24 protein-coding genes and 2 tRNA genes are annotated in these 26,528 nt (G+C 64.1%); 24 read left to right on the top strand and 2 right to left on the bottom strand.

Going from position 1 to position 26,528, the window contains the following annotated elements:
• The first annotated feature begins 7 nt into the window (after positions 1 to 7).
• From ACDK93_RS07870 to ACDK93_RS07775, 20 genes are all read left to right on the top strand, one after another.
• A complete protein-coding gene (locus ACDK93_RS07870; protein ID WP_458072045.1) occupies positions 8 to 559 on the top strand; it encodes a MarR family winged helix-turn-helix transcriptional regulator in 552 nt (183 codons plus the stop codon).
• A 62-nt stretch (positions 560 to 621) separates the two neighbouring features.
• Positions 622 to 2,085 carry an efflux transporter outer membrane subunit gene (locus ACDK93_RS07865; protein ID WP_458072044.1) on the top strand — a complete coding sequence of 488 codons (1,464 nt, stop codon included), beginning with the start codon at positions 622 to 624 and terminating at the stop codon, positions 2,083 to 2,085.
• Positions 2,072 to 3,307 carry an HlyD family secretion protein gene (locus ACDK93_RS07860; protein ID WP_458072043.1) on the top strand — a complete coding sequence of 412 codons (1,236 nt, stop codon included), beginning with the start codon at positions 2,072 to 2,074 and terminating at the stop codon, positions 3,305 to 3,307. The genes ACDK93_RS07865 and ACDK93_RS07860 overlap by 14 nt, the downstream gene beginning before the upstream one ends.
• 15 nt (positions 3,308 to 3,322) lie before the next feature.
• Complete coding sequence (locus ACDK93_RS07855; RefSeq protein WP_458072042.1) at positions 3,323 to 4,891, top strand: DHA2 family efflux MFS transporter permease subunit; 1,569 nt, start codon at positions 3,323 to 3,325, stop codon at positions 4,889 to 4,891.
• Between the two features lie 95 nt (positions 4,892 to 4,986).
• Positions 4,987 to 5,478: a polyhydroxyalkanoate synthesis repressor PhaR gene (gene phaR, locus ACDK93_RS07850; protein ID WP_179477052.1), complete on the top strand. Its 492-nt coding sequence runs from the start codon at positions 4,987 to 4,989 to the stop codon at positions 5,476 to 5,478.
• A 125-nt stretch (positions 5,479 to 5,603) separates the two neighbouring features.
• On the top strand, positions 5,604 to 6,365 hold the full coding sequence (gene phbB, locus ACDK93_RS07845; RefSeq protein WP_458072385.1) for an acetoacetyl-CoA reductase: 762 nt from the start codon (positions 5,604 to 5,606) through the stop codon (positions 6,363 to 6,365).
• 105 nt (positions 6,366 to 6,470) lie between these two features.
• Positions 6,471 to 7,874, top strand: a complete 1,404-nt coding sequence (locus ACDK93_RS07840) for an FAD-dependent oxidoreductase (RefSeq protein WP_458072041.1) — start codon at positions 6,471 to 6,473, stop codon at positions 7,872 to 7,874.
• Complete coding sequence (locus ACDK93_RS07835; RefSeq protein WP_458072040.1) at positions 7,867 to 8,277, top strand: DUF3293 domain-containing protein; 411 nt, start codon at positions 7,867 to 7,869, stop codon at positions 8,275 to 8,277. The genes ACDK93_RS07840 and ACDK93_RS07835 overlap by 8 nt, the downstream gene beginning before the upstream one ends.
• Positions 8,278 to 8,334: 57 nt before the next feature.
• A complete protein-coding gene (gene ccmA, locus ACDK93_RS07830) occupies positions 8,335 to 8,982 on the top strand; it encodes a cytochrome c biogenesis heme-transporting ATPase CcmA (RefSeq protein ID WP_458072039.1) in 648 nt (215 codons plus the stop codon).
• An 11-nt stretch (positions 8,983 to 8,993) separates the two neighbouring features.
• Positions 8,994 to 9,680: a heme exporter protein CcmB gene (ccmB, locus tag ACDK93_RS07825; protein ID WP_458072383.1), complete on the top strand. Its 687-nt coding sequence runs from the start codon at positions 8,994 to 8,996 to the stop codon at positions 9,678 to 9,680.
• 4 nt (positions 9,681 to 9,684) lie between these two features.
• A complete protein-coding gene (locus ACDK93_RS07820) occupies positions 9,685 to 10,443 on the top strand; it encodes a heme ABC transporter permease (RefSeq protein ID WP_458072038.1) in 759 nt (252 codons plus the stop codon).
• A 29-nt stretch (positions 10,444 to 10,472) separates the two neighbouring features.
• Positions 10,473 to 10,652 (top strand): heme exporter protein CcmD, encoded by a 180-nt coding sequence (gene ccmD / locus ACDK93_RS07815; protein ID WP_458072382.1) that lies wholly within the window; start codon positions 10,473 to 10,475, stop codon positions 10,650 to 10,652.
• Between the two features lie 34 nt (positions 10,653 to 10,686).
• Entirely contained in the window at positions 10,687 to 11,154 is a 468-nt protein-coding gene (gene ccmE, locus ACDK93_RS07810) for a cytochrome c maturation protein CcmE (protein WP_458072037.1), read from the top strand.
• Positions 11,151 to 13,133, top strand: a complete 1,983-nt coding sequence (locus ACDK93_RS07805) for a heme lyase CcmF/NrfE family subunit (protein WP_458072036.1) — start codon at positions 11,151 to 11,153, stop codon at positions 13,131 to 13,133. Before ccmE ends, ACDK93_RS07805 begins: the two co-directional genes overlap by 4 nt.
• A complete protein-coding gene (locus tag ACDK93_RS07800; protein ID WP_458072035.1) occupies positions 13,130 to 13,672 on the top strand; it encodes a DsbE family thiol:disulfide interchange protein in 543 nt (180 codons plus the stop codon). Before ACDK93_RS07805 ends, ACDK93_RS07800 begins: the two co-directional genes overlap by 4 nt.
• A complete protein-coding gene (locus tag ACDK93_RS07795) occupies positions 13,672 to 14,133 on the top strand; it encodes a cytochrome c-type biogenesis protein (protein WP_458072034.1) in 462 nt (153 codons plus the stop codon). The genes ACDK93_RS07800 and ACDK93_RS07795 overlap by 1 nt, the downstream gene beginning before the upstream one ends.
• A complete protein-coding gene (locus ACDK93_RS07790; protein WP_458072033.1) occupies positions 14,130 to 15,191 on the top strand; it encodes a tetratricopeptide repeat protein in 1,062 nt (353 codons plus the stop codon). The genes ACDK93_RS07795 and ACDK93_RS07790 overlap by 4 nt, the downstream gene beginning before the upstream one ends.
• A complete protein-coding gene (locus tag ACDK93_RS07785; RefSeq protein ID WP_458072032.1) occupies positions 15,191 to 16,423 on the top strand; it encodes a homoserine O-acetyltransferase family protein in 1,233 nt (410 codons plus the stop codon). The genes ACDK93_RS07790 and ACDK93_RS07785 overlap by 1 nt, the downstream gene beginning before the upstream one ends.
• Positions 16,424 to 16,513: 90 nt before the next feature.
• Entirely contained in the window at positions 16,514 to 17,095 is a 582-nt protein-coding gene (locus ACDK93_RS07780) for a cysteine dioxygenase (protein ID WP_458072031.1), read from the top strand.
• Positions 17,096 to 17,120: 25 nt separating this feature from the next.
• Positions 17,121 to 17,206 (top strand) — tRNA-Leu (locus ACDK93_RS07775).
• 58 nt (positions 17,207 to 17,264) lie between these two features.
• On the opposite strand, the gene ACDK93_RS07770 is transcribed toward ACDK93_RS07775, so the two are convergent.
• Both ACDK93_RS07770 and ACDK93_RS07765 read right to left on the bottom strand, forming a co-directional pair.
• On the bottom strand, positions 17,265 to 18,575 hold the full coding sequence (locus ACDK93_RS07770; RefSeq protein ID WP_458072030.1) for an IS4 family transposase: 1,311 nt from the start codon (positions 18,573 to 18,575) through the stop codon (positions 17,265 to 17,267).
• Positions 18,576 to 18,696: 121 nt separating this feature from the next.
• Positions 18,697 to 20,634 (bottom strand): formylglycine-generating enzyme family protein, encoded by a 1,938-nt coding sequence (locus ACDK93_RS07765; RefSeq protein WP_458072029.1) that lies wholly within the window; start codon positions 20,632 to 20,634, stop codon positions 18,697 to 18,699.
• A 101-nt stretch (positions 20,635 to 20,735) separates the two neighbouring features.
• Between ACDK93_RS07765 and rnd the strand changes: the two genes are divergently transcribed.
• The 4 genes from rnd to ACDK93_RS07745 all read left to right on the top strand — a co-directional run bounded on the left by rnd (position 20,736) and on the right by ACDK93_RS07745 (position 26,525).
• On the top strand, positions 20,736 to 21,851 hold the full coding sequence (gene rnd / locus ACDK93_RS07760) for a ribonuclease D (protein WP_458072028.1): 1,116 nt from the start codon (positions 20,736 to 20,738) through the stop codon (positions 21,849 to 21,851).
• Positions 21,852 to 21,958: 107 nt separating this feature from the next.
• Positions 21,959 to 22,034 (top strand) — tRNA-Ala (locus ACDK93_RS07755).
• A 266-nt stretch (positions 22,035 to 22,300) separates the two neighbouring features.
• On the top strand, positions 22,301 to 24,280 hold the full coding sequence (locus tag ACDK93_RS07750) for a S9 family peptidase (protein WP_458072027.1): 1,980 nt from the start codon (positions 22,301 to 22,303) through the stop codon (positions 24,278 to 24,280).
• Between the two features lie 571 nt (positions 24,281 to 24,851).
• On the top strand, positions 24,852 to 26,525 hold the full coding sequence (locus ACDK93_RS07745; RefSeq protein ID WP_458072026.1) for a sensor domain-containing diguanylate cyclase: 1,674 nt from the start codon (positions 24,852 to 24,854) through the stop codon (positions 26,523 to 26,525).
• The last annotated feature ends 3 nt before the right edge of the window (positions 26,526 to 26,528 follow it).

Below are 26,528 nucleotides of genomic sequence, written 5' to 3'. Positions count from 1 at the left end.
TGGTGAAATGGCATCCCTGAGCAAATGTATCGGCATGATGGATGAGGGGATCGAACGAACGATCCGACTCATCCCGCAGCTCCCGACCGCCGAGGCCAAGCTCAGCCGGCTGATGCTGATGGTCAGCGGCAGCCTGAACGAGGAGCTGGAACTTGAGCTCAAGCCCTACAAGCTCAACCACAGCGAGTTTCTGACACTGATGTTTCTGTACAGCCGGCCCGACAGCAGCTCCACGCCCGGCGAGCTGTGTGAATTCACCAAACAGGGTGCTACCAATATGACCCGCATCGGCAATGCGCTGGTCAAGCGTGGACTCATCACCCGCGGCGGCAGCGACGACGATCGGCGGCGCGTGGTCATCCGCATGACAGCAGCCGGAAAGCGTCTTGTGCTGAAGATGCTGCCGCCGCTGTTTCCTCGCCTCGATGCGATGTTCAACGGCTTCAGCGATACCGATAAAAAACATCTCGATCGGCTGCTGCGCAAGCTGGCGCTTAACCTCGATCAGGCCACCGGACATCCTGACGCGAACATCGGGACCATGAAGGCGACGAAATGAAGACTGCTCTTGCAAATCCGGCTTCGATGAAAAGCCTTGCCGTTCGCAGATGCGCCGCTGCCGTGACGCTGGCACTGCTGCTCGGCGCCTGTGCAGCGCCGGCCAAACTCAGCCACCCGGTGCTGCGCGACGACGTGCCGCTGGCCGGCCTGCGGGCGCCGACGAAGGACGGCTGGCCCGATGCGCAATGGTGGCGCGTCTACGGCGATGCGCAGCTGGATCAGCTGATCACGATGGCCGTCAAGAATTCGCCCGATCTGGAACAGGCGCGCAGCCGCCTGATCAACGCCCAGCAGTCGGTGCGGCTGGCGGCCGCGCAGGCCGGGCTCAACATCAACGGCAGCGCGCAGTTCGAGCGCCAGCGCATCAGCAAGAACGGCATCGTCAGCCTGCTGCCGCAGAACTTCACCATTGACCCCTGGTACAACCAGGCCGACCTCGGCCTGCAGGCGCAGTACACCTTCGACTGGTGGGGCAAGAAACGCTCCAATATCGAAGCCGCACTGGATCAGGCACATGCCGCCGAAGCCCAGCGCAGCGCCGCCGCACTGACCATCCAGAACGCGGTGGCCGACACCTATTTCGGCTGGCAGGGCGATCAGGCGCGGCTGGACTTGTCCAACCAGCTGGTCGCCGCGCAGACCCGGTTTCTGCATATCGCCGAGCTGCGCGTAGCGCGCGGCGTCGACCTAGAGGACACGGTGCAACAGGCCAAGGCCGACCTCGCTGCCGCGCGCGAGATGAACGTGGCGCTGGCAGGCTCGGCCGCGATCCGCAAGGTGGCGCTGGCCGCCCTGCTCGGCATCGCGCCGGCCGAACTGCCCGCCTTGCAGGTCAAACCGCTGCCGGAGGTGGATAGCCGCGTGCCCGCCGACGCCAGGCTCGACCTGATTGCACGACGCCCCGACATTGCGGCAAGCCGCTGGCAGGTGGAGGCTGCGTTGAAACAGACCGACGTGGCGCGCGCGCAGTTTTTCCCTGATCTCAGCATCAGCGCCCTCGCTGGGCTTTCCAGCCTTCAGGTGGGCAAGCTGCTGAGCGCCGACAGCCGCACGTTTTCGCTGACGCCTGCGCTGCACCTGCCGATCTTCGAAGGCGGCCAGCTGCAGGCCAACTACGGTATCAGCAAGGCGCAGCTGGCCGGCGCGGTGGCGGGCTACAACAGCACGGTGATCGACGCCGCCCGCGACGTGGCCAATCAGGCGCTCGCCGCCCAGCAGATCGCCGCGCGACGCAAGGAGCAGTCCGGCCAGATCGCCGCCAACGAACGCCTTGTGGCCACCGCCCAGGCGCGCCAGAGCCAGGGCGTGCGCGACGCGCGCGAAACCATTGGCGCCGCCGCGCAGTTGCTGCAGCAGCGTGACGACGCCGTAAGCCTGCAGGCGCAGGCCGTATCCACTGACCTGGCCCTGATCAAGGCGCTGGGCGGCGGTTATCGCGCATCCAGCGACTCTGCCTCCGCTGCCAAAACATCCACAACCTCCCCTTCGACCTCGTCCGGAGACGACGCCCATGAGCGCCACTGAGTCCGACCAGCCCCAGAATGCCGCGCCTGCCGACAGCAAGGACAGCGGCATGACGGCCAAGAATCCGGCCAAGCGTCGCAAGACGCTGCTGATCGTGCTGCTGATCTTCATCGTCGCCGGCGTGATCTGGCTGCTGCTGTGGCTGCTGGTGTTCTCCACCCGCGAAACCACCGACGATGCTTACGTCGGCGGCAATCAGGTGGCGATTTCCGCGCAGGTACCCGGTACGGTCGTGGCGATTCTTGCCGACGATACGCAACATGTCGAAGCGGGCCAGGTCCTGGTCAAGCTGGACAACACCGATGCCAGCGTGCGTCTGGCGCAGGCCCAAGCCTCGCTAGCCTCGGCCGTGCGGCAGGTGCGGCAGCAGACCGATTCGGCCAGCGGCAGTGACGCCGCCGTGGCCGAACGCCAGGTCGAGCTGAAAAAGGCGGAGGCCGACCTCAAGCGCCGCCTGCCGCTGGTCGCGCAGCAGGCCGAAGCGCCGGAAACCATCCAGCACCTGCGCGACGCGGTCGCGCAGGCCCGTGCCGCGCTCACCACCGCCCGGGCGCAGGCGTCGGCGCAGCATGCGTCGATTTCCGGTACCGACATCGCCAACAATCCGGCCGTGCTGCAGGCCCGCGCCAACTTCCGCGCAATGTGGGTGGCCGCGCAGCGCAACGCGATCTATGCGCCGGTATCCGGCTACGTTGCCCAGCGCAGCGTGCAGGTCGGCAACAGCGTGCAGGCCGGGCAGCAGCTGATGACCGTGCTGCCGCTGCACAACCTGTGGATCGACGCCAACTTCAAGGAAAGCCAGCTGCGCCATATACGTATCGGCCAATCGGCCAAGATCGAGGCCGATATCTACGGGGGCAGCGTCGAGTATCACGGCAAGGTGATCGGTCTGGGCGCCGGCACCGGCAGCGTGTTCTCGCTGCTGCCTGCGCAGAACGCCACTGGCAACTGGATCAAGGTGGTGCAGCGCGTGCCGGTGCGCGTAGCGCTGGACAACAACGAACTCGACAAGCACCCGCTGCGCATTGGCCTGTCCAGCGATGTCACCGTCGATATCACCGACGACAGCGGCCCGGTGCTGGCGCCGCAGGGCCAGCGCGAGCCGGTGGCGGAAACCAGCGTCTACGAGCAGATGGCCAGCAAGGCCGATGCCGAGGCCGACAAGGTGATCCAGGCCAACCTCGGTTCATCGGACAAAGCCGGCAACGACCGCCCGAACTGACGTCGAATACGAGCTATGGCCGCCCTTTCTTCCGACGCGACACCCGCCGACGCCTCGCCGCTGAAGCCCTTGCAGGGCGCCATGCTGGCGCTGATGACCGTGGCCGTTGCGTTCAGCACCTTCATGGAGGTACTCGACACCACGATCGTCAACGTCGCCGTGCCACACATCGCCGGCAGCCTGGGCGTGAGTCCGAACGAAGGAACGTGGGCGATCAGTTCCTACTCGATGGCCAGCGCAATCATGCAGCCGCTGACCGGCTGGATCGCCAAGCGTTTTGGCGAAGTGCGCACCTTCGTGGTATCCGTCGGCTTATTCGTGCTGTTCTCGATGATGTGCGGCCTGGTAACCAGCATGCCGATGCTGGTAGTCGCCCGCCTGCTGCAGGGCGCAGGTTCCGGCCCGATGGTGGCGCTGGCGTTGTCGCTGCTACTGGCCAATTATCCGAAGAGCAAACAGGGCATGGCGCTGGCGCTGTGGGCGATGACGGTAGTGATTGCGCCGGTGCTTGGACCGATTCTCGGCGGCTGGCTCACCGACAACTATTCGTGGCCGTGGATTTTTTACATCAATGTGCCCGTCGGCATCATGGCGGCCGTGTCGACCTGGTTCCTGCTGCGCAAGCGCGAGTCGAAAATGGTCTACGCGCCGATCGACGTGATTGGCCTGGTGCTGCTGGTGCTCGGCATCGGCTGCCTGCAGTTCATGCTCGATAACGGCAACGACAAGGACTGGTTCTCCTCGCCATTGATTCTCGTGCTCGGCCTGGTCGCCCTCGTAAGCCTGGTTTTCCTGGTCGTGTGGGAGCTCAACGCCAAATACCCGGTTATCGACCTGTCACTGTTCAAGCAGCGCAACTTCACCATCGGCGTCATCGCCATGTCGTTAGGCATGCTGGCGTTCTTCGCCATCAACGTGGTGTCACCGCTGTGGCTGCAGACGACCTTGGGTTATACCGCGAGCTGGTCGGGCCTCACCAGCGCCTGGGTCGGCGTGCTGGCGTTCCTGTTCTCGCCGCTGGTCGGCAGCCTGCTGGGCAAGTTCGATCTGCGGGCAATGATCAGCACCGCCTTCGTGATCCTGGCCAGCTGTGCGTTCTGGCTTTCCACATTCGACAGCAGTGCGTCGTATATCAGCATGGTGTGGCCGCGCCTGGTGATGGGCATCGGTATTCCGCTCTTCTTCATTCCACTGAACCAGATCTACCTTTCCGGCCTGCCGCCGGAACAGGTGGCCAGCGCCTCGGGCCTGGCCAACTTTTTCCGCACGCTGGGTGCCAGCGTCTCTACCGCCGTTACAGTGACCCTGTGGCAGCACCGCACTGAATTCCACCACGCCTCGCTAACGGAAAACGTCACGGCCGGATCGCCGGCGGCAACGTCCTTCCTTCAGCACCTCCAAGGCGTAGGGCTGGCTGGTAAGCAGGGGCTGAGCGTGGTCGAGCAGCTGCTCAGCAAGGAAGCGGCAACCTTGGCGGTCAACGACGTGTTCTGGGGCTGCAGCATCACTTTCGTGCTGCTGATCCCCTTGCTGTGGCTGGCCCGGCCGCCATTCGGCAATGCCGCCGCCAAAGGAGCGCACTAAGCCCTGCAGCCCACCAATGCTGCAGCGACGCGCCTGCAGCAATTTTTCCGCCGGATGGCTGGTGCGGCGCAATACCTTCTGCTAGCTTGTGCGGCATGGCACAAACCAAACGCATCATCAAGAAGTATCCGAACCGCCGTCTTTACGACACGGAAATCTCCAGCTACATCACGCTGGAAGAGGTCCGTCAGCTGGTGCTGGATAACGAAGACTTCGAAGTCCGCGACGCCAAGTCCGGTGAGGATCTGACGCGATCGGTTCTGCTGCAGATCATTTCAGAGAACGAGGGCGACGGCCAGCCGATGCTCTCCCCGCAGTTGCTCAGCCAGATCATCCGCTTTTACGGCGATTCGCTGCAGGGCTTCATGGGGCCATACCTGGAGCGCAGCCTGCAGGTGTTTCTCGATCAGCAGACACAGTTCCGCAGCCAGCTCAACAGCCTGATGGGTCAGACGCCCTGGACCATGCTGAACGACCTGACCGAACGCAACATGGATGCTTGGAAAGCGATGCAGCGAGGCTTTATGGATACGGCCGCGCAGGTTGTTCAGCCACCCGCCGGACGCGGTGGCAAAAAAACGGGCTGAGCCAGGCATCGGCCTCGGGGCGAATGGCGTCCTATCGCTGCATTTGACCTTTTCCTTTTTCTTCATCCGCTGCGGCACAACATGTGCTGCTAAGCGGCATGAGCCTGACTATGTTGGTGAAGTGCATGGGTGCATCGGCGGCTCGCAAGCGCACAGCAGTGGTTACTGGTGGCATCGGTGGTCTGGGAACGGAAATCTGCCGCCATCTGGCGCAGGCCGGGCGCCAGGTAATTGCGGTTGACCTCACAGCCTCCGCAGAACGCCTTAGCCAATTTGAACAAGAGGTCGGCGACTTTCGTGACGCCGTCCGTTTCGAGTCGGTCGACGTGACCGAGTTCGATAGCTGCAAGCAGCTTATTTCGCGCATTGAATCGCAAACCGGCGGTGTCGACGTGCTGGTCAACGCGGCCGGCATCACACGCGATGCCAGCCTGCGCAAGATGACGCCCGAGCAGTGGCATCAGCTGATGCGGGTGAATCTCGATGGCGTGTTCAACATGTGCCGCAACGTGATCGAAGGGATGATCGAACGCGAGTTCGGCCGCGTCATCAATATCAGCTCGGTGAACGGCCAGACCGGGCAATTCGGACAGACCAACTATTCCGCGGCCAAGGCCGGCGTGCACGGTTTCAGCATGGCGCTGGCGCGCGAGACGGCGAGCAAAGGCATTACGGTAAATACGGTGTCGCCGGGCTATTGCGACACTAAGATGGTGGCCGCCGTGGCCGCCGAGTTTCGCGAGCAGATCATTGCCGGCATTCCGGTGGGAAGGCTCGGCACGCCGGCCGACATTGCCCGCGCCGTCAGCTTTTTCAACAGCGACGACAATGGCTATATCACCGGCGCCAACCTGCCGGTTAACGGCGGCTACTTCATGAGCTTCTAGTGTCGCAGTCCGCGCCACGATCGGCCGACCTGACTATGCTTTAGCGCACGGCTCGGCCGGCCGGCGGCAGGCGCCACGGGTCGTTTTTCTCTCTCTGGAAGCCGAATGGCGAAGCAACCCATCACCCTCATTGGCGGCGGCCTGGTCGGCGCGCTGCTAGCGCAGCAGCTCGCCCGGCGCGGCTTCGCGGTCGAGGTATACGAGAAATATCCCGACCCACGCTTTATCGGTTTTTCTGGTGGGCGCTCGATCAACTTGGCCTTGGCCGAGCGCGGCCTGCAGGCGTTGCGCACGGCCGGGCTGGCTGACGACGTATTGCGCCACGCCGTAATGATGCGTGGGCGCATGGTGCACGCCCGCGACGGCAGTACCAGCCTGCAGCGCTACGGCGTCGACGACAGCGAAGTGATCTGGTCGGTATCGCGCGGCACCTTGAATACGCTGCTGCTGGATGCCGCCGAGGCCGCCGGTGCGCAGATTCATTTTGGCCAGTCGCCGCACGATATCGATTTTGATCGGCAGCAGATGCAGGTGACGGATGCGGGCGGATCCACTCGACGCGTGCCGTTCGGCATGCTGATTGGCGCCGACGGCGCCGGCTCGGGCGTGCGCGCGGCCATGAACGCCTACGCGCCGCTGGGCGAACGCGTCGAATCGCTAGGGCACGGCTACAAGGAACTGGAAATTCCGCCGGTCGACGAACTGCCCGCCCCGCTGGTGCGCGGCAGCGGCGCCTACGGCCAGTTTGCGATCGAGCCGCATGCGCTGCATATCTGGCCGCGCGGCGGCTATATGTGCATTGCACTGCCGAATACCGAAGGCAGCTTTACGGTGACGCTGTTCCTGCCCAACGATTGCAGCTCGCCCAGCTTTGCCAGCCTGCCGGACGCGGCCACCGCCGCCGCCTTTTTCCGCGAAGACTTTCCCGGCCTGCTGCCCCTGATGCCCAAATTTGTCGACGACTACGACGGCCATCCGGTCGGCATGCTGGCGACGCTTTATCTGGATCGCTGGCATCTCGACGGCCGTGCCCTGCTGATCGGGGACGCGGCGCACGCCATCGTGCCGTTCCACGGTCAGGGCATGAACTGCGGTTTCGAGGACACCGTGGTGCTGACCGATCTGCTGGCCGAAGCGCCGAACGACAGTGCCGACGTGTTTGCCGAATTCCAGCGCATCCGCCAGCCCGATGCCAACGCGATTGCCACCATGGCGCTGGAAAACTACGTCGAAATGCGCGACTCGGTTGCCGATGCGCACTACCTGGCCAAGCGCGAGCTGGGCGTGCTGCTGGCCGAGCGCGCGCCCGAGCATTACATGGCGCGCTATCGCATGGTCACCTTCACCCACCTGCCCTACGCGTACGCGCTCGAACGCGGGCGGGCGCAGGACGCGCTGCTCGATGAGCTGCTGCACGACTCTAACGATGTCGCCAGCGTCGATCTCGATGCCGCGGTCGCTCTGCTGAAAGCCAGCCTGCCGCCGCTGCCGCCGCTGCGCCATGAATGAGGCGCTGCTGCAGGCTTATCGCGATACGGAATATCTGGTGTGCCTGGATCCCGTCGAGTGGACCTGCATCACGATCGATCAGCCATTGACGGATTCTTTGCAGCGAAAGGTCGGCGCCAACGACTGGGGATTTATCACGGCGTGGAATCCCTTGTCCGAGGCGTGCGCCCTGGCGGACAACCTTGCCGCGCAACGCGCGCTTTTTGCCGACCTCACGGCCATACCTGCCGCATCGATGTTTGCGGCCATCGGCATCGGCCGCAGCGGCTGGCACGAGCCCAGCCTGTTCGTGATTGGCGTGGATCAACCGACCCTCGACGTGCTGGGTCGCCGTTACCAACAGCACGCGTATGTCTGCGGCAACGGGATGGACACGGCCCGTTTGCGCGTCCTGTCAACCTGAGCTGCTGACAGCGCGCCGCATGGACAAGCGACTCACGCATTGCGGACAATCGAGCGGATGACCGCCGCCGCCACCGCTGCAATCGACAACGTGATCCTGCTGGAAACGCGGGAGCTGGGGTTTTATCGACGGGACGAGCCGGTATTCGCCTCACTGAATTTCAGGCTGCGCGCGGGCGAACTGGGCCTGATCGAAGGCGATAACGGCAGCGGCAAAACCACGCTGATGCGCATCCTCGCGGGATTGCTGCATGTCGATGAAGGCGAGCTTTACTGGCGCGGCCAGCCGCTTCAGCGCGAGCACTGCGTCGGCGACGTGCTTTTTCTCGGCCATCAGCTCGGGCTAAAGGCCGACCTCAGCCCGTCGGAGAATTTGCAGGTGGCGATGGGCCTGCACGGCTACCGGGTGCGGACAACCCTTTCCGCGGCGCTCGCCGAGGTTGGCCTGAGCGGCTACGACGACGAGCCGGTACGGCGGCTATCCGCCGGCCAGAAAAAGCGTGCGGCGCTGGCGCGACTGGTGCTGCTGCCCGCGACGCTGTGGCTGCTGGATGAACCCTACGCCAACCTCGACCGCACCGGCATCGCGCTGGTCAATCGGCTGCTGGAAGAGCACCTCGCGCGCGACGGCGCGGCGCTGGTCACCAGCCACGGCGCGGTGAGTTTTCACGGCGGCGAACCGCAGCGCATCCGGATTCACGCGTGAGCGCCCAGATCATGAGCCGGCCTGGACTGGCCACCGCCTGCGCCGCGATGCTGCGGCGCGACCTCACGCTGGCTTGGCGCCGGCGCGGCGATATCGCCATGCCGGTGCTTTATGCGCTGATCGTCACCATGCTGTTCCCGTTTGCGCTGGGGCCGGAAGACACGCTGCTGCAACGAATCGCCGGCGGCGTCGTGCTGGTGACGATCCTGCTGGCGATGCTGCTGGCGCTGGATGCGATGTTTTCCAGCGATATCGAGGACGGTTCGCTGGAGCAACTGGTGCTGGCGCCGCAGCCGCTGGCGCTGATGCTGGCGATGAAAATTCTGGCCCACTGGCTGACCACCGCCCTGCCGCTTATCGTTATCTCGCCCCTGCTGGCAGGCATGCTGCATCTGCCCACGTCGGTCATGCCGGTGCTGATGCTGGCCCTGCTGCTGTCAACTCCGATGCTGAGCATGCTCGGCGCGATTCTGGTGGCGCTGACGGCTGGCACGCGGCGCTCTGGTATGCTCCTCGCTCTTATGTTGCTGCCGCTATGCGTGCCGGTTGTGATCTTCGCCGCGGGTGCCGTGGCGGCATCCCAGCAAGGGTTGCCATGGCTGGCACCCATCGCCTGGCTGGGCGCGGCACTGGTGCTGTTGCTGGTACTGGCACCGCTGGCCTGCGCGGCGGCCCTCCGACTTGCTCTGGACGCTTGAAACGATGTCCAAGTGGATTCCACTGTGGCTGCACAAACTGAGTTCGCCCCCGACGTTCTACCGCTTCGCGGGTGCGCTACGGCCTTGGCTGCTCGCGCTGGCGCTGCTGACCGGTGTCATCGCACTTTACGGTGGTCTGGTGCTGGCGCCGGCGGATTATCAGCAGGGCGATGCGTATCGGATCATCTTCATCCATGTGCCCAGCGCTTGGATGAGCCTGTTCATCTACGGCGTGATGGGTTTCGCCGCGTTCCTGGCGTTGGTCTGGCGGATCAAGCTGGCCGAAGTCGTGGCGATGGAATCGGCACCGATCGGCGCGGCCTTTACCTTCATCACACTGGTCACCGGCTCGCTCTGGGGCAAGCCGATGTGGGGCACGTGGTGGACCTGGGACGCGCGACTGACGTCCGAGCTGGTGCTGCTGTTTTTGTATCTGGGCGTGATCGGGCTTTATCACGCGTTCGAGGACCGTCGACAGGGCGCGCGCGCCGCGGCGTTTCTGGCGCTGATCGGCATCATCAACGTGCCGATCGTGCATTTCTCGGTGAACTGGTGGAACACCCTGCATCAGGGTTCGACGATCCGCCTGCTCGGGCCATCGACCATCGCGCCAGGCATGCTGTGGCCGCTGCTGACGATGATGCTGGCCACGAAGTTCTATTACCTCGCCAGCCTTTTCGGGCGCGTGCGCACCGACCTGCTCGACCTGGAAAGCGGCAAGGACTGGGTGCGCACCATTGCCACCGGGAGCACGCTCCAGTGAACGGCGGTTCGCTGCAGCATTTTTTCGCCATGGGCGGCTACGCCGGCTATCTTTGGCCAGCGTATGCGGTGTTTTTCATCGTGCTGTTCGCCGACTTTCTGGCGCCGCTGCTGCGCCGGCGCCGGCTGCTGCGCGAACTGCGCGCACGGCTGGCACGCAAGGCCGCACGTCAGTCGCGTCAGGCACCCACTCCGACGGAGCCGGCGTGATGCCTGCCCGTCAACGAACGCTGCAAGAGTTGTCATGAACCCCATACGCAAACGCCGACTTTTCGTGGTTTTACTCGTCGTTGCCGCAGCCACCGTCGCGGTCGGTCTGGGGGTGTTCGCCCTGCAGCAAAACATGAATTACCTGTTTACCCCGAGCCAGGTGCAGACCGGCGCCGCATCCAACCATAAAACATTCCGCCTCGGCGGCATGGTCAAGGCCGGCTCGATTCAGCGCAGCAAGACCTCGCTGCTGGCCACGTTCACCGTGGTCGACGCCGACGGCGCCATGCCGGTGGAATACACCGGCATCCTGCCCGACCTGTTTCGCGACAACCAGTCGGTGATCGCGACCGGGCACATGGACAACGGCCACTTCGTGGCGACCGAAGTGCTGGCCAAGCACGACGAGACCTATATGCCGAAAGAGCTGAAAGACGCCATGGCGAAGGCGCACAAGGACAAACCGATGCCGGAAGGCAGCGACGCGGGCGGCTCACCATGACACCGGAACTGGGGCAGATTGCGCTGATCCTCGCGCTGCTGCTGGCGCTGGCGCAGAGCATTCTGCCGATTGTCGGCGCCTGGAAAAACAATAGCGCGATGATGGCGGTCGCGCGTCCGGCCGCCTTCGGCCAGGGCTTTTTCGTGGTGATGGCATTTGTGCTGCTGGTCTGGGCGTTTCTGCATTTCGATTTTTCGGTGCAGTACGTCGCCGACAATTCCAACCTGGCGCTGCCCTGGTATTACCGCATCACCGCGGTGTGGGGTGCGCACGAGGGTTCGATGCTGCTGTGGATTTTCATCCTCAACGTGTGGACGCTGGCGCTGGCGCTTTTCAGCCGGCAGTTGCCCGAGGCCTTTGCGGCACGCGTGCTCGGCGTGCTCGGCATCATCTCGGTCGGCTTTCTCGCCTTTATCCTGTTCACCTCCGATCCGTTTGGACGGCTGATCCCGATGCCGCCCGACGGCGGCGATCTGAATCCGGTGCTGCAGGACCCGGGCATGACCTTCCATCCACCCGTGATCTACATGGGCTATGTGGGTTTCTCGGTCGCCTTCGCGTTCTCCATCGCCGCGCTGCTGGGTGGCGAGCTGGAACAGGCCTGGGTGCGCTGGGCGCGGCCGTGGACGAACATCGCCTGGGCGTTTCTCACCTGCGGCATCGTCGCCGGCAGCTGGTGGGCGTATGCCGAACTGGGCTGGGGCGGCTGGTGGTTCTGGGATCCGGTGGAGAACGCCAGCTTCATGCCTTGGCTGGTCGGCACCGCGCTGATTCACGCGCAGGCGGTGACAGAGAAACGCGGCTCGCTGCGTGCGTGGACTATCCTGCTGTCGATCTTCGCCTTTTCGCTGTCGCTGCTGGGAACGTTCCTGGTGCGCTCTGGCGTGCTGACGTCGGTGCACTCGTTCGCCTCCGATCCGCGCCGCGGCCTGTTTATCCTGTGCTTTCTGATCTTCGTCGTCGGTGGCTCGCTGCTGCTGTATGCGCTGCGCGCGCCCAAGGTCGCTGGCGGCAAGCCCTTCGCCGTGGTGTCGCGCGAAAGCGCGATCCTGGTCGGCAATCTGATGTTTACCGTGGCTGCGGCCATGGTGCTGCTGGGCACGCTGTTTCCGCTGATCGGCGACGCGCTTAACCTTGGCAAGATCTCGGTCGGACCGCCCTACTTCGGCCTGCTGTTTCCAATGCTGATGCTGCCGATCGTATTGCTATTGCCCTTCGGACCCTATCTGCGCTGGGGCAAGGGCGAGCCGCAGATTCTGAAACGGGTGATGCTGCGCGCGCTGTTCGCCGCGGTGGCCTGCGCGATCGCGGCGGCGTTTTTTGTCGACGGCAAACTCAAGGCGATTGCAGGCGTCGCGGCCGCGGTCTGGGTTGCAGTGGGCGTACTGTTGTACGTCGTGAAGCGCTGGCGCGAGATGCCGCGCGGCCGGCGTTATCCCGCTGAAATGGCCGGCATGCTGTTCGCGCATGCGGGTGTGGCGGTTTTCCTGATCGGCGTGCTGCTGTCCGAATCGCTCAGCGCCACCAGCGACGTGCGCATGGCACCGGGCGAAACCAAAACGATCGGCGGTTACGACTTCCGTTTCGACGGCGTGCGCGAAACGCAGGGGCCGAACTGGCGCGCCGATCAGGGCACGGTCACGGTGACTCGCGACGGCAAGCCCATCGCCGTGATGCAGCCGCAGAAGCGCACCTACACGCGCGAGCAGATCCAGACCGAATCGGCGATCGATCCGGGCGTCACCCGCGATCTTTACGTCGCGCTGGGTGAGCCGATGGACAAACAGCATATCGACGGCGCCTGGGCGCTGCGCCTGTACTACAAGCCGTTCATTCGCTGGCTGTGGTTCGGCGGCCTGATGATGATGCTGGGCGGCTTCGTCAGCGCCTGCGATCGTCGCTTCCGTGTGCGACGTACTGCCATCGTCGACGTAGCCGAGCCGATGCACGCCTCGGTGCTGGCGGAAAACCTCACATGAGTCGCCTGATTCCTTTTATCGGCTTCTTGCTGCTGGCCGGCCTGCTCGGCTTCGGCATCTGGTGGAATACCGGGCACGACCAGACCGCCATTCCGTCGCCGCTGATCAACAAGCCGGCGCCCGATTTCAAGCTGCCGCTGCTGTACGAGCCGACGCAGACTGCGACGCGGGAATCACTGCTGGGCAAGCCCTACCTGCTCAACGTGTTCGCCAGCTGGTGCATCGAATGCGGCGTCGAGCATCCGGTGCTGCAGGCGGCAGCGCCGACGCTGGGCGTGGCGCTGGTCGGCTACAACTACAAGGACGCGCCGGACGATGCGAAGGCGTGGCTGGCGACGCACGGCAATCCGTACGCGCTGCTGATGGCCGACACCAGCGGTCAGACCGCGATCGACTTCGGCGTCTACGCGGCGCCGGAAAGTTTTCTGGTCGATGCGCACGGCGTGATCCGCTACAAGCACATCGGCCCGATCACGCCGGAGGTGCTCGACAACGAGCTGAAGCCGGCGATCGCCGCACTGCCGCAGGAGCCGCGCTGATGCTTGTACTGCTGCGGACCCTGCTTATGGCGACGCTGCTGCTGTGTGCCGGTGCCGCCCTCGCCCAGGCGATCGAACCGCTGCCGTTCAAGGATCACACCGAGGAAGTGCGCTACCAGCACCTCACCGCGCAGCTGCGCTGCCCGATGTGCCAGAACGAGACGCTGGCCGATTCCAATGCACCGATCGCGCGCGACCTGCGCAACCAGATTTTCCAGCTGATGCAGCGCGGCCAGACCGATGCGCAGATCAAGCAGTATCTGGTCGATCGCTATTCGGAGTTCGTGCTGTACGACCCGCCGGTCGCGCGCAACACCTGGCTGCTGTGGTTCGGGCCGCTGCTGATTCTGCTGGTGGGCGCCGCCGCCGTGGTCGCCACCATTCGCAAACGCAGCCGCGCGGTCACGCCGGCCGCGTCCGCAGCAACGCAGACCGCGCTCGATGAAGGGGACGACTGGTGAAGCTGGCTTTTGTCGTTATCGTCATCCTGATGGTTCTCGTCACCATCGGCGTGGTGGTGGTGCCCCTGCTTCGCCGCGGCCGCCAGCAGGGACGCCCGCGCAGCGTGTTTCTGCTGGCGTTGCTCTTTATCGTCGCCGTGCCGCTGATCACGCTGGGCCTGTATCTGAAAATCGGCACGCCGGCCACGCTCGATGGCGTCGTTACGCAGCCACCGGCGGTGACGATCGACCAGGCGCTGGCCGATCTGCGCGCGCATCTGGCCCAGCAGCCGGACGATCTGCAGGGCTGGCTGCTGCTGGCGCAGACCAGCACCGCCATGCATCAGCCGGATGCAGCCCGTAACGCGTACGACCGCGTGCTAAAACTCGATGCGGGGAATACGGACGCGATGGTCGGTTGGGCCGAGGCCGATTCGATGCTGCAGCCCGATCACGTGATCAGCGAACGTGCGCGCCAGCTGCTGAAACAGGCGGTCGACAAGCAGCCGGACAATCAGCGTGGCCTGTGGCTGCTCGGCATCAGCCAGTTTCAGCAAAACCAGTTTACCGATGCCGCCGCCACCTGGCGTCAGCTGCAACCGATGCTCCAGCCCGGCAGCGCGGTAGCTAGCGCCGTCGCCGACCAGATCAAAGCCGCCGATGCGCGCGCGGGCGATACGTCAGCCAAGGCGCCCGATTCCGCCGCACAGTCGAAAGACGCGGCCCAGCGCCGCGGCCCCGCATTGCGGGTCAACGTGCAACTCGCACCCGCGCTGAGCGCACGCGTCGGCCGCGGCGATACGCTCTTCATCTACGCGCGCCCCCCCGACGGGCCGCCGATGCCGCTGGCCGTGGCGCGCATGGAGGCCGACACGCTGCCGGTCAGCGTCACGCTGACCGACGCGATGGCGATGACGCCGCAGCGCACGCTTTCATCCGTACCCAAGGTTTTCGTCGGCGCGCGCATCAGCCACAGCGGGCAAGCGATCGCGCAGCCCGGCGATCTTGAAGGCGATGCCGGCGTGGTGGCGGTCGATGCCACGGGGCCGATACACATCACCATCGACAAGGTGCACTGATGGGCGACGCACGCCAGTATTTCGCGCTCCCTTCGCCGTTCGCCATGAAGCGCGGCGGCGAGCTGCGGGGCGCCCACGTCGCCTACGAAACCTGGGGCACACTCAACGCGGCGCGCGACAATGCCGTACTGATTCTCACCGGCCTGTCACCGAGCGCGCACGCCGCGTCCAATGCCCATGACGATACGCCGGGGTGGTGGGAGGCGATGCTGGGCGACGGCAAGGCCATCGATACCTCGCGCTGGTTCGTGATCTGCGTGAACTCGCTTGGCAGCGACAAGGGCTCCACCTGCCCCGCCTCCATCGATCCGGCCACCGGCGAAGCCTATCGGCTTAACTTTCCCGACCTGTCGCTGGAAGACGTGGCCAACGCGGCGCATGCGGCCGTCAGCAGCATCGGCATTACGCAGCTGGCTTGCCTCATCGGCTGCTCGATGGGCGGTATGAGTGCGTTGGCGTATATGCTGCTGCATCCCGGCAGCGCCAGAAGCCATATCAGCGTCGATACCGCCCCGCAGGCACAGCCGTTCGCCATCGCCATCCGCTCGCTGCAGCGCGAGGCGATACGGCTCGATCCGAACTGGAAGGACGGCAATTACGATATCCAGGGAAGGATGAGTGCCGCGAGCGCCCCAAAAAGGGGCACCCAAAAAGCGGGCGCAGGATGCGCAGGAGCGGCCGATATTCATATTGAACAAGGCGGCACCTATCCCGACATCGGCATGAGCATCGCGCGCAAGCTTGGCGTGATCACGTATCGATCGGCGATGGAGTGGAACGGCCGTTTCGCCCGCATTCGGCTCGACCCCGAACAGCGCGACGATGATCCCTTCGGCCGCGAATTCCAGGTCGAGTCGTACCTCGAAGGCCATGCACAGCGCTTCGTGCGCACCTTCGACCCCAATAGCTATCTTTACCTCTCGCGCGCCAGCGACTGGTTCGACATGGCCGAATACGGCCACGGCAGCGTGCACGAAGGGCTCAAACGCATCCAGATCGAGCGTGCGATGGTGATCGGCGTCAGCACCGACATCCTGTTTCCGCTGCAGCAGCAGGAGCAGATCGCCGAAGGTCTTGAGGCGGCCGGCGCCGATGTCGAATTCGTGGCGCTCGACTCACCCCAGGGCCACGACGCGTTTCTGGTCGATATCGAGAATTACAGCAAGGCGATCGGCGGGTTTCTGCGCCGAATCTCGTCGCATGCTGAAGCCGCGCACAAAGGCGAGGCTTGATAGCGACGGCGATCCGGCCGTTGACGGCCCCATCACCTATAATTGAATCGACGCAACGTCCTGCGCACCACCCGATCTACGGAGCCCGCCATGCTCACTCTCGACTTCCCCGGTAGCCGCACCCTGATCGACACCATCGATGAGGCGATGAGCAAGGAATCCACGCCTGCCATTACCGACAGCCTGCGCAACGGCCTGTGCAAGCTGATCCGCAGCAACGAGGTCAAGCTGCCGGCATGCGTGTTCGAAGCCAACGAGGGGCACTACGCGCGGCGCGAACTCTACTGCAGCGAAGACCACGGCTACTGCGTGGTCGCCATGACATGGGGACCCGGCCAGGGCACCCTGATCCACGATCACGACGGCATGTGGTGCGTCGAAGGTGTGTGGAACGGCGCGCTCGAAGTGGTGCAGTACGAGCGCATGGAGAACGAGGACGCGCGCTATCACTTTCGCCCGGTCGGCTCGATCCAGGCCGGCCCGGGTTCGGCCGGCAGCCTGATTCCGCCGCACGAATACCACACCATTCGCAATCCCAGCGACGCCGACATCGCGGTGAGCCTGCACATCTACTCCGGCCGCATGACGCGCTGCGCCGTGTTCCAGCCGCTGCCCGACGACGGCTGGTACCACCGCGACGAGCGCCAGCTGGGGCTCGACCAGGTCCACTGATCACGGCATAATGCAACGCTGATCTGCCGGTGTGGCGGAATGGTAGACGCGGCGGACTCAAAATCCGCTGGCAGCGATGTCGTGTAGGTTCGAGTCCTATCACCGGTACCAGGTCAGCTTGAAAACCCCGCCACGCGCGTAATGCTGTTCACTTAAGCGGAGCAGCCTTTCAATTCACGGGGTAGCGAGTCTTGGATATTTTGACGGACCTCGGCCTGGAAGGCCGAGGTCGTCTATCCAGAAACAGGTTGCCGATTCCGGCCCTGAGTTGAGCCAGTCGCACTCCGGTGCGTGATAGAGGTTGCGCTGCCGCCATGACAATGAGTTGAGCGGCGATGTATTGATAGGCGAACTTGAAGCGCACTCGGGCTGGCTCTTGGCCGTGCGCCACGGCGGCCTGACTGGCCTCGCGACGGATCACGTTGTAGCCCAGGAGCAAACCCCAGACTTCCTGATAGATCAACGCGACGGTCTTGCTGCGCAGCGTGACGGCATTGTGTTGCAGGGAGCTCTTGATGTCCCGGAAGCCTAACTCGATTTCCCAGCGCTCCCGATACAACTGTGCAACGGCTTCGCTGGAGTAATGCTCGGCCGGCAGTGAGGTGTAGACCGTTCTTCGCTGTCCCTTGTGCATGTAGCTCACGGCACGTACTTCCCAGACCGCAGGCAGTTCGGGGTTGCGTTTGCGTGCCTGCGGCGAGACCTTCATCTGCACCAACTGATCATCGGCGTGGTAAGTCTCCCGTGTCTCGAACACCAGATCTTTGCGAGCAGGAATCAGCCAATGCCGTTGTTGGCCGCCACCGGCCAGACGCAGCAGCAGGTCAGCGCTCCAGAAGCCCTTGTCCAACAGGGTGATTGAGCGGTCCGGTATGCGGTCGATGAACTCATCGGCCAAGCGAATTTCGCTGCGCCGATAAGGACTAAGCTGGGCATCCAGCATGACGTGCGAACGGACATTCATCAGGGCGACCAGTCGCATCATCGGGAACGGTGTCTGGCGATCGGTGCCGGTATTGCCCGAGCCGAAGTGTTCACGCAATGCCGGGGTGTCCGGGGTGCGCAACACCGCGCCATCGGCGGCCAGCACCTGCAAGCCGTGCCAGTCATCGCCGGGATAGCGCTCCTTGCCCCAGCACTCGCCGGTCTGACGGAACAGGCATTGCAGCGGCTCGGCGCCAAGGCGCTGACGCGCCTGAGAGACGCCACTGCGCGCCAACAGACTGTCGCTGGCCAAGCCTTGTGCGCAGATGTTCAGCCGACGAGCCACCTCCGAGATCGGCTCGTTACGAAACAGTGCCATGCCCAGCACCAGCCACAGCACCTGATCTGACGGCAAACGCCGGCGGCGAATTGTGGCCGAGGAGGAAAGATCCAGCGCCGAGGCTACCCACTCGACCGGAATGTGCTGCGCGAAGGTACTCAGATCAGAGAACGAGTGCAGCTCATCGATATCAAACAGAACACTTTGCAGGGACACAAAAAAATCCGGCCTTCAACACGTGAAGGCCAGATTCTTGGGACGCCCTGGCTACGATGCAATGCTTAAGTGAACAGCATTACGGCATCTGCCGGGCTTTTTCATGTCTGCTGGAGGCGGTTCAGAGCTCGCGCACGACGCGGAAGCCTACGCGGCCGCTGCGCACGCTGCCGTCCGTGCCCTGACGGTAGGCCGAGTTGACCTGGTCGGGTGAGCTGCCCCACGAACCGCCCCGCACGACGTGCGCGCTGCAGCCCGGGTTGAGCCAGGCGCTGCCGTCGCCGGGAGCGCGCACGTAGCTTTCGTGCCAACAATCCTGCACCCACTCCGAGACGTTGCCGTCGATATCGTAGAGACCGAACGGATTGGCCGCGAAGCTCATCACCGGCGCCGGGCCCCAGTAGCCATCCTTGTAACCGCGGAAAGCGTTGCTCCAGCGGCGGCCGTTGCGCGAACGATCGCCCGAACCGGTGAGGTTTTCTACCGGTTTGGCCGGCGTGCCGTCACCCCACCAGTAGCGCGTTGTGGTGCCGCCACGCAGGGAGTATTCAAACTCCGACTCGTTCGGCAATCGATAGGTTTTGCCGGTGCGCTGGCTGAGCCAGTCGGCATAAGCCTTGGCGTCGTTCCAGGAGATGTTGACCGCGGGCAGATCATCTGCCGCCTTGTTGCCGGCATAGTCGTCCTGCCAGTTCGCGTTCTCGTCGTCTCGCAGTGCGCCGCTGCGCTCGTCGTAGACGCTGGCGCCGCCCAGTTTTATCGAATCGGGCACGTAGCCGCTGTTGCGCACAAATTCGCGGAACTGCCCGACGGTGATGGTCGTGCGCGCCATCGCGAAACCCCTGGCCAGCGTCACCGGATGCTGCGGCCTCTCGTAGCTCGTATAGCCCTCCTGATTGTCCGGCGCACCCATCTGAAAGCTGCCGACGGGAACGACCACCATCATCGGCGACCTGCCCGGAATGTCGACATAACCGTCGCTGAAAATCTGGCCAGGCTTGTGACCGGCGTAGAGTCGCGCATTGGTCAGCTGAGTTTCGAATTCGGAGAGTCCCACAAGGTTGGGCTCGATCTGCTGTGCTTCACTGGCCAGCTTGCGTGCCAGCGGAAGATCGCCGCTATCCAGTGCCGAATGGGCCTGCGCCAGTACACCGGCTCCGCGCTGCTGGCGCATGTCGTCCACACGCTTACTCACATCCTGCATTTGCTGCGAGCCGGGACGAATGGCCTGCGCCTCGGCGAGAGCGGCATCGGCCCCGGCGAAATTGCTCTGCGCCAGCGCGGCCAGCGCACGATCGAGCACCGCCCGCTGCACCTGGATGATGCCCTGCTCGGCCACCGCGTTCTGCGGGTCTAGCCGCTGCACCTGGCGATACATATCCAGCGCACTGCCGTCGACCGGCTGATCGGACTTGCCCTGCGCCAACAGCGCCGCCGCCTTGGCCAGCATCGGCCGCACGCTGGTCAGGGTTTTCAGATTGGCGGACAGGAGCGCGATATCCTCGGCGGCATTGGGCAAGGTGCGCAGCGCATCGAGCTGATCTTTCGCTGCATCGGCATCGCCTACGGCGATATCCTGGTCGATGTCGGCCACCAGACGCGCCTTCACATCGAACAAGCCCTGCGCGGCGCGGCGGCTGTCCGGCTTGGCTTTGAGCGCCTGCGCGAACAGCGCGCCCGCACTGTTCTTGTCGCCCGCCACCTGGCCGGCCTGAAGGGCCTTGGAAGCGCGCGTCAAAAGCGCCTGCACGGCGGGTGGATCGGCGCTGAGCTGTTCGGGCAGATCGGCCTTCTTCTTGCTGTGCGCGACGATCACGCTGGTGGACGCCAGCGCCAGCGGCGGCCCGGCATTGACTTCGGCAAGGGCGGCAACGCTCGCCTGGGGCACCTCCCGGCCCGGCACGGCTTCGCCCATCGACATGGATCGGCGCGGTGCCAGCGTAGGGTCGACGTGCAGCAGGCGCGGAAAAAAGTGATAGGTCAGCGCAAACCCGAGGACAATGATGCCTGCCGCTCCACCAAGCGCGCGCTGATTGCGCAAAATTGCATTGCTCGGCATGGATGGGCGTCCCGGGAGTGGCCTGTTATCGTTCGCTGCCCACCATAAGTTCAAACCGCCGACAGGGCAATGCATGCCCGGCGCTTTCCAGAGGAAGTTTGATGTCCCTGCCCGAATCCGCCAGTGCGGACTGGATCGATAACCGCGACGCGCTGCAGTCGTGGCTGTCCAGCGTGCCCGATGACGCCGCGGTCGGCCTCGATACCGAGTTCATGCGCCGCAATACCTTCTATCCGCAGCTGGCGCTGCTGCAGCTGGGCTGGAATGGTCGCTACGCGCTGATCGATCCGCTCGCCTTCGAAATTGGCGATGCGCTGACGCCGCTGCTCGGCACCGGCCCATCGGTGACCATCATGCACAGCGCCAGCGAGGATCTGGAGACGCTGTCGCCGATGTTGCCGGGCGGACCGAAGACCCTGTTCGATACGCAGATCGCCGCCGCGTTCGTCGGCATGGGCCTGGGCATCAGCTATCGCGCGCTGGTGGCCGAACTGGCCGGAGTGGAATTGGACAAGGGCGAGACGCGTTCGGACTGGATGCAGCGACCGCTGACCGACTCGCAGATCAGCTACGCCGCGCTGGACGTGGTGTATCTGAAAACCATCCACGAACAGCTCAGCGAGCGCCTGCAGCAACACGGCCGCAGCGCCTGGCACGCGGAGGACTGCGAACGACTCAAGCGCCGCGCCAGCCAGCGTGCCGGCGATCCACAACCGCAGCGCGCGATGCGCGGCGCCGCCGACTGGACGCTGCCACAGCAGGCCATGTTGCGCCGGCTGCTGCTGTGGCGCGACCGCAGCGCACGCGCGCTCGACGTTCCGCGGCCGTGGTTGATCGACGACACGCTGGCGCTGACGCTGACGCAGCATCCGCCGGCGAGCCCGAGCGAACTCGATCAACGCAGCCGCGGTCAGCGTGCGCTGCGCTCGGCCCAGCGCAGCGAGCTATTCGAACTGATAAAGCTGGCCGCCAGCGAAGAAGAAATCGGCGAGACCCTGAGCATTCCCGGCCATCCGCAGGGCGAAGCGAAAAAGGCGCTCGGCGCCATGAAGGAGAGCGTCGACGCACTCGCCGCCGAACTCGACCTGCCGTCCGGCCTGCTCTGCCCGCGCAAGGCGCTGGAGGAATACGTGGTCACCGCCGAATGGCCGGAATTTCTCGACGGCTGGCGCCGCGAAATTCTGCATGACCGCCTTGCCGCGCTTTTGCCCGGCTAGCTCTTGCTTGCCCATCGCACCCACGAGGCTTGCGACACCCGCGTGCAGAAACATCCGCCAACTCTTGGCGAAACACGACCTGCGCTGCTACCATCGCACGGCCACGTGGGGCCTTAGCTCAGCTGGGAGAGCGCGTCGTTCGCAATGACGAGGTCGGGGGTTCGATCCCCCCAGGCTCCACCAACCTCATACGGAAAAGCCCCGTGAACATGCCGTTTTCGGGGTTTTTTTTATGGGCTGGTTAACTGGCAGGTACAGCGAACATCCGGCGACCCATCCGGTGACGCTGCCAGGAAAGTCTTTGCTTGACCAAATATGGCGGCCAGTTCTTTCGGAAAAAGTGGCAACGTGTCACTGTCTGCGCCGAGAATCGGGCAGTCGACGCGTTGACTGACAGGCCGCGGCGAGCGAGGCAGCGCTGCCGCTAATCCGGGGAGGGGAATACCTTGATGAAGTTCATGGGGTCGGCTGTCCTGGCCGTCAGTTTCACGCTCGCGTCTGCATTGTCTGCCGCCGAGGGCACATCCGTTTTCCAGCTGAATGACCTGCAGAAGCTCGTGAGCCTCAGCGATCCGCAGATCGCTCCCGACGGCGGGCAGATCGCCGTGATCGTGTCGCGGCCGGACTGGAAAACCGACAAGAATCTGCAGGAGATCGATCTGGTTGATGTCGCCAGCGGAGAAACGCGCGCCCTCACCTGGAAACGCACGGATATCGCCTCGCCACGCTGGTCACGCGACAGCGGCCGGCTGGCCTTTCTCGCGCATGACGAGGAAACCAAGCAGACGCAGATTTACGTGCTGTCGATGCGCGGCGGCGATGCCATGCGCGTCACCGACACGAAGTACGGTGTGGAGTCCTTCAGCTGGAGCCCGGACGGCAAACAGCTCGCCTTCGTGACCGCGGATGAACCGGTCAACGAAAAAGCCATCAAGGCGCACGACGATGCCTTTCAGGTTACCGACAACAACTTTCTGGCGCGTGCCGCGCTGACCCCGTGGCATCTGTGGGTAATACCCAGCGCGGGGGGATCAGCCAAACGACTGACGCAGGGCAGCTTCAGCCTGCAGACTGATCAGCAGGACTCGGCGCCGGCGCCGACGTGGAGCCGCGACGGTCGGCGCATCGCCTTTACCCGGTTCCCCGGACCGTACTGGGGGCCGTCGTTCCGCTCGGTGATCGCCAGCGTGGACGCAAACGGCGGCGAGCCTCGCACCTTGGTGTCAAGTGAAGGTTCGGGCGACTTCACCTATGCCGTCGATAGCGACACGGCTGCCTACCTGTGCCCGCGCAACGGCGATCAGAACAACGGCAACGCGGTCTATGTCGACAATGGTGCCGAGGGTCGCGACGTGACGAAAGCTGCTTCGCGCAATTTCTCCGGCTATGCCTGGCTGCCGCGCGGCAAGGCCCTGCTGCTAGCGGGCGACGACGGCACCGAGGCAGCGCTGTGGGAACAGCCGTTGAGCGGTGCGGCGAAAAAGCTCGACCTTGGTGATGTACAAGCCAACCCTGAGGTCAGCGTGTCCAACGCGGGTGCCATCGCCTTTATCGGCAGCACGGCTGTCCACCCAGGCGAGCTGTACGTGATGTCGTCCACACGCACCAAACCGAAACGGCTGACCAACCTCAACGCCTTCGCCGACAGCCTCACGCTGGGGCACAGCGAATCCATCGAATGGACCGGTCCGGACGGCTTCAAGGAAGACGGCGTCCTCACTTACCCGATCGGATACAGCAAAGGTCAAAAATATCCGCTGGTGCTGGTGATCCACGGCGGCCCGGCCTCCGCCAGCACGCTGCATTTTTCGCCGCTGCCGCAGCTGCTGTCGGCAGCGGGATTCCTGGTGTTTCAACCGAACTATCGCGGCAGCACCGATCTGGGCGACGCCTATCAGCATGCGATTTTTCGCGACACGGGCACCGGCCCCGCCAACGACGTGATGGCGGGACTTGCTGCGGTGGAAAAACTCGGCAGCGTCGATCAAAACCGGATTGGCGTCACCGGCTGGTCTTACGGCGGTTACATGACCACCTGGCTCACGGGCCACTACGGCATATGGAAAGCCGCGGTTTCAGGCGCCGCGCTGACCGACTGGGTGATGGACTACACGCTCGCCTATTACCAGCAGGGCGACACTTACGTCTTCGGCGGTTCCCCTTGGCTTGCGAAGTACCACGACATCTGGCGCGAACAGTCGCCGATTGCCTATGCCCAGAACGTGACGGCGCCCACGCTGATCATGGGCGACGTCGGCGATCCCAACGTGCCCCTGTTGAACAGCTACGAGTGGTACCACGCGTTGCGCGACAACGGCGTACCGGTGGCGTTTTATGCCTATCCCGTCGACACCCATTTTCCCGGCGACATCGTGCGAACGACGGACGTCTACAAGCGCTGGGTCGGGTGGATGACCACGCATTTGTAGCGCGGCGTCGGCAAGCGGGATTCTTGACGCTCGCATCTTGCGGGCATCAGGCGTTTTCTTGCGCATCTAGTGACACTGCGCGTCGAATTGCGCTTTTACCGGCCTGTCGAGTGCAAGACGTTACGACAGCCGACGACCGCTGCTGCCGCCCAGGCGCCCGCGCGGCGCGCGCTCGTAATGGCACAAAACGTGCTGCGGTGCCCCTTACAGGACCATTTGTCTATCATCGGAAAGGGGATAAAAGGGCGGAAGGCCTGCAGCACCGAGCGCAGTGGCGGCTTCTTCACCGGACTTTGCCGCGCTGCACCTACACTGGCGGATCGACTGTGTTGCCTGCGTGGGCAACCGCTGCAGCCGCTCTACGCCAGTGTGCACTGTCGGTACGGGCTCAGGCAGGTGGTTACGGCGAATGAAGGAAAATCAGGGGAGCACGCGTCCCGAGATTCAAAACGCTCGATGTCTACACCCATCAATAGGATTACAGGAGGTAACGACATAAATGGAGAGGCGGATCACACTAACGGCATCGGTTCGCCTAAGGCGAGTGCTGGCGGCGTCGTGGATCTGCCTCATGCTGATCGGCTCGGCGCAGGCCTCCGCGCCCCTGGATGGCGCGTGGCGCCCCGTCGTGGCTGGCGATACGCCGCAATTGGTGATGCAGGACTATCGCGGCGGTCAGCTCAAAAGCTTCGATCCGTCCGTTCTACAGCGATTCCAGGTGAGCTCGCTGGGCAGCTGGGTCGTTATTGCTCCCAAGCCTCCGTGGGACAACAACGAGCGCGTGCTGAGCATTTATCCGCCACCACTGGGCAGCGTGACGGTGTACGGGCAGGATCAGGTCAGCACGCTTGCGCTGGACGATTTCTCGGCGGCGGCGCATGGCCATGGCCGGCTGGCCTGGCGCGTGCCGCTGAGCCAGGCGGCGTCGGCGCCCATCCTGCTGAAGTTCGAGCCGTCCGCCATCGCCAGCGCGCCGGTACGCTTCGAGGTGCAACCATGGAACGACTATCTGCAGCAGGATGCGCAGTGGCTGGTGTTCGCCAGCGTCTGCCTTGCCGTCATGCTGTCGATGGTCCTGATGGCGCTGTGCTTTGCGCTGATGTTGCGCGACATCACCTTCGCCTGGTACGCCGGCTTCATCCTTTGCTACAGCTTTATTCAGGGCATACAGACGGGTTTTCTCTTTCACCCGCTGGAGTGGCAGTGGCTGGCCGGAATGGGCATGACCAGTGGGGCCGTGGCGGTAGCATTGTCGGTGACCTTCGCCTCGCTGTTCATGATGCGCTTCTGCGAATTGCGCACGCGCGCGCCGCTGCTGCGCGTGCCGGTGACTGCGTTGGCCGTCGGCATGGGCCTGCTGGTGGTGATGCGCTGCAGCCACATCACGCTGCTGAGCGATACGGCGCAGATTCTGCTCAACCCCATGCTTATGATCGGCGCGGCGCTGCTGCTGATTTCCGCTCTCGTTGCCGGATTTAACGGCTCACGACAGGCTTGGTTTTTCCTGCTCGGCTGGACGCCGCTGCTGCTGCTTACCGCCATGACCAGTGCCCAGGCCAACGGCGCACTGCCCAGCCTGGACTGGCTCAACGACGGCAGCCTCGCGGGCGGAGCGTTCGAAGCCATCGTGCTGTCGCTTGGCCTGGCGGATCGAGCGCTGAGGCTGCGTCACGATCGCGACAAGGTCCGCGTGCTGGCCGACCATGACGCGCTTACCAACACTTTCAATCGCCGCGGCTGGAGCGAGCGCGCCAACGCGACGCTTGGCTCGGGTGAACCGCGCCCTGCCGCTCTGCTCTTTCTCGATCTGGATCACTTCAAGCTACTCAACGATTGCCAGGGCCATAACGCGGGCGATCGTGCGCTGGTCGCTGTATCCAAGGCGCTGAGCGCGGAGCTGCGCCCGACCGATATTCTCGGCCGCTACGGAGGCGAGGAATTCGTCGCACTGATCGACGACACCACCGAAGAAAACGCCATGCATGTCGCCACGCGCCTGTGCCGGCGCGTGCATCGGCTGGAAATTCCGGTCAACGACAAGCACATGCTCAGCGTCAGTATCGGTGTCGCCATGCGACGCGAGGGCGACGACGTGGAGTCGCTCGCCGAGCGCGCCGACCAGGCCATGTACACCGCCAAGCTCAGCGGGCGGAATCAGGTCTGCCTGTATGGTGACGTCAAGCCCGCGACCGCATCGGCGCACTCGCGCCTGCACGTGGTGGAAAAGCGCCGCAGGGATATCTGAGTT

It is taken from the genome of Rhodanobacter sp. BL-MT-08, assembly GCF_054161255.1.
The sequence above is the reverse complement of the archived record's forward strand: the minus strand, read 5'-3'. Positions and strand labels throughout refer to the sequence as shown.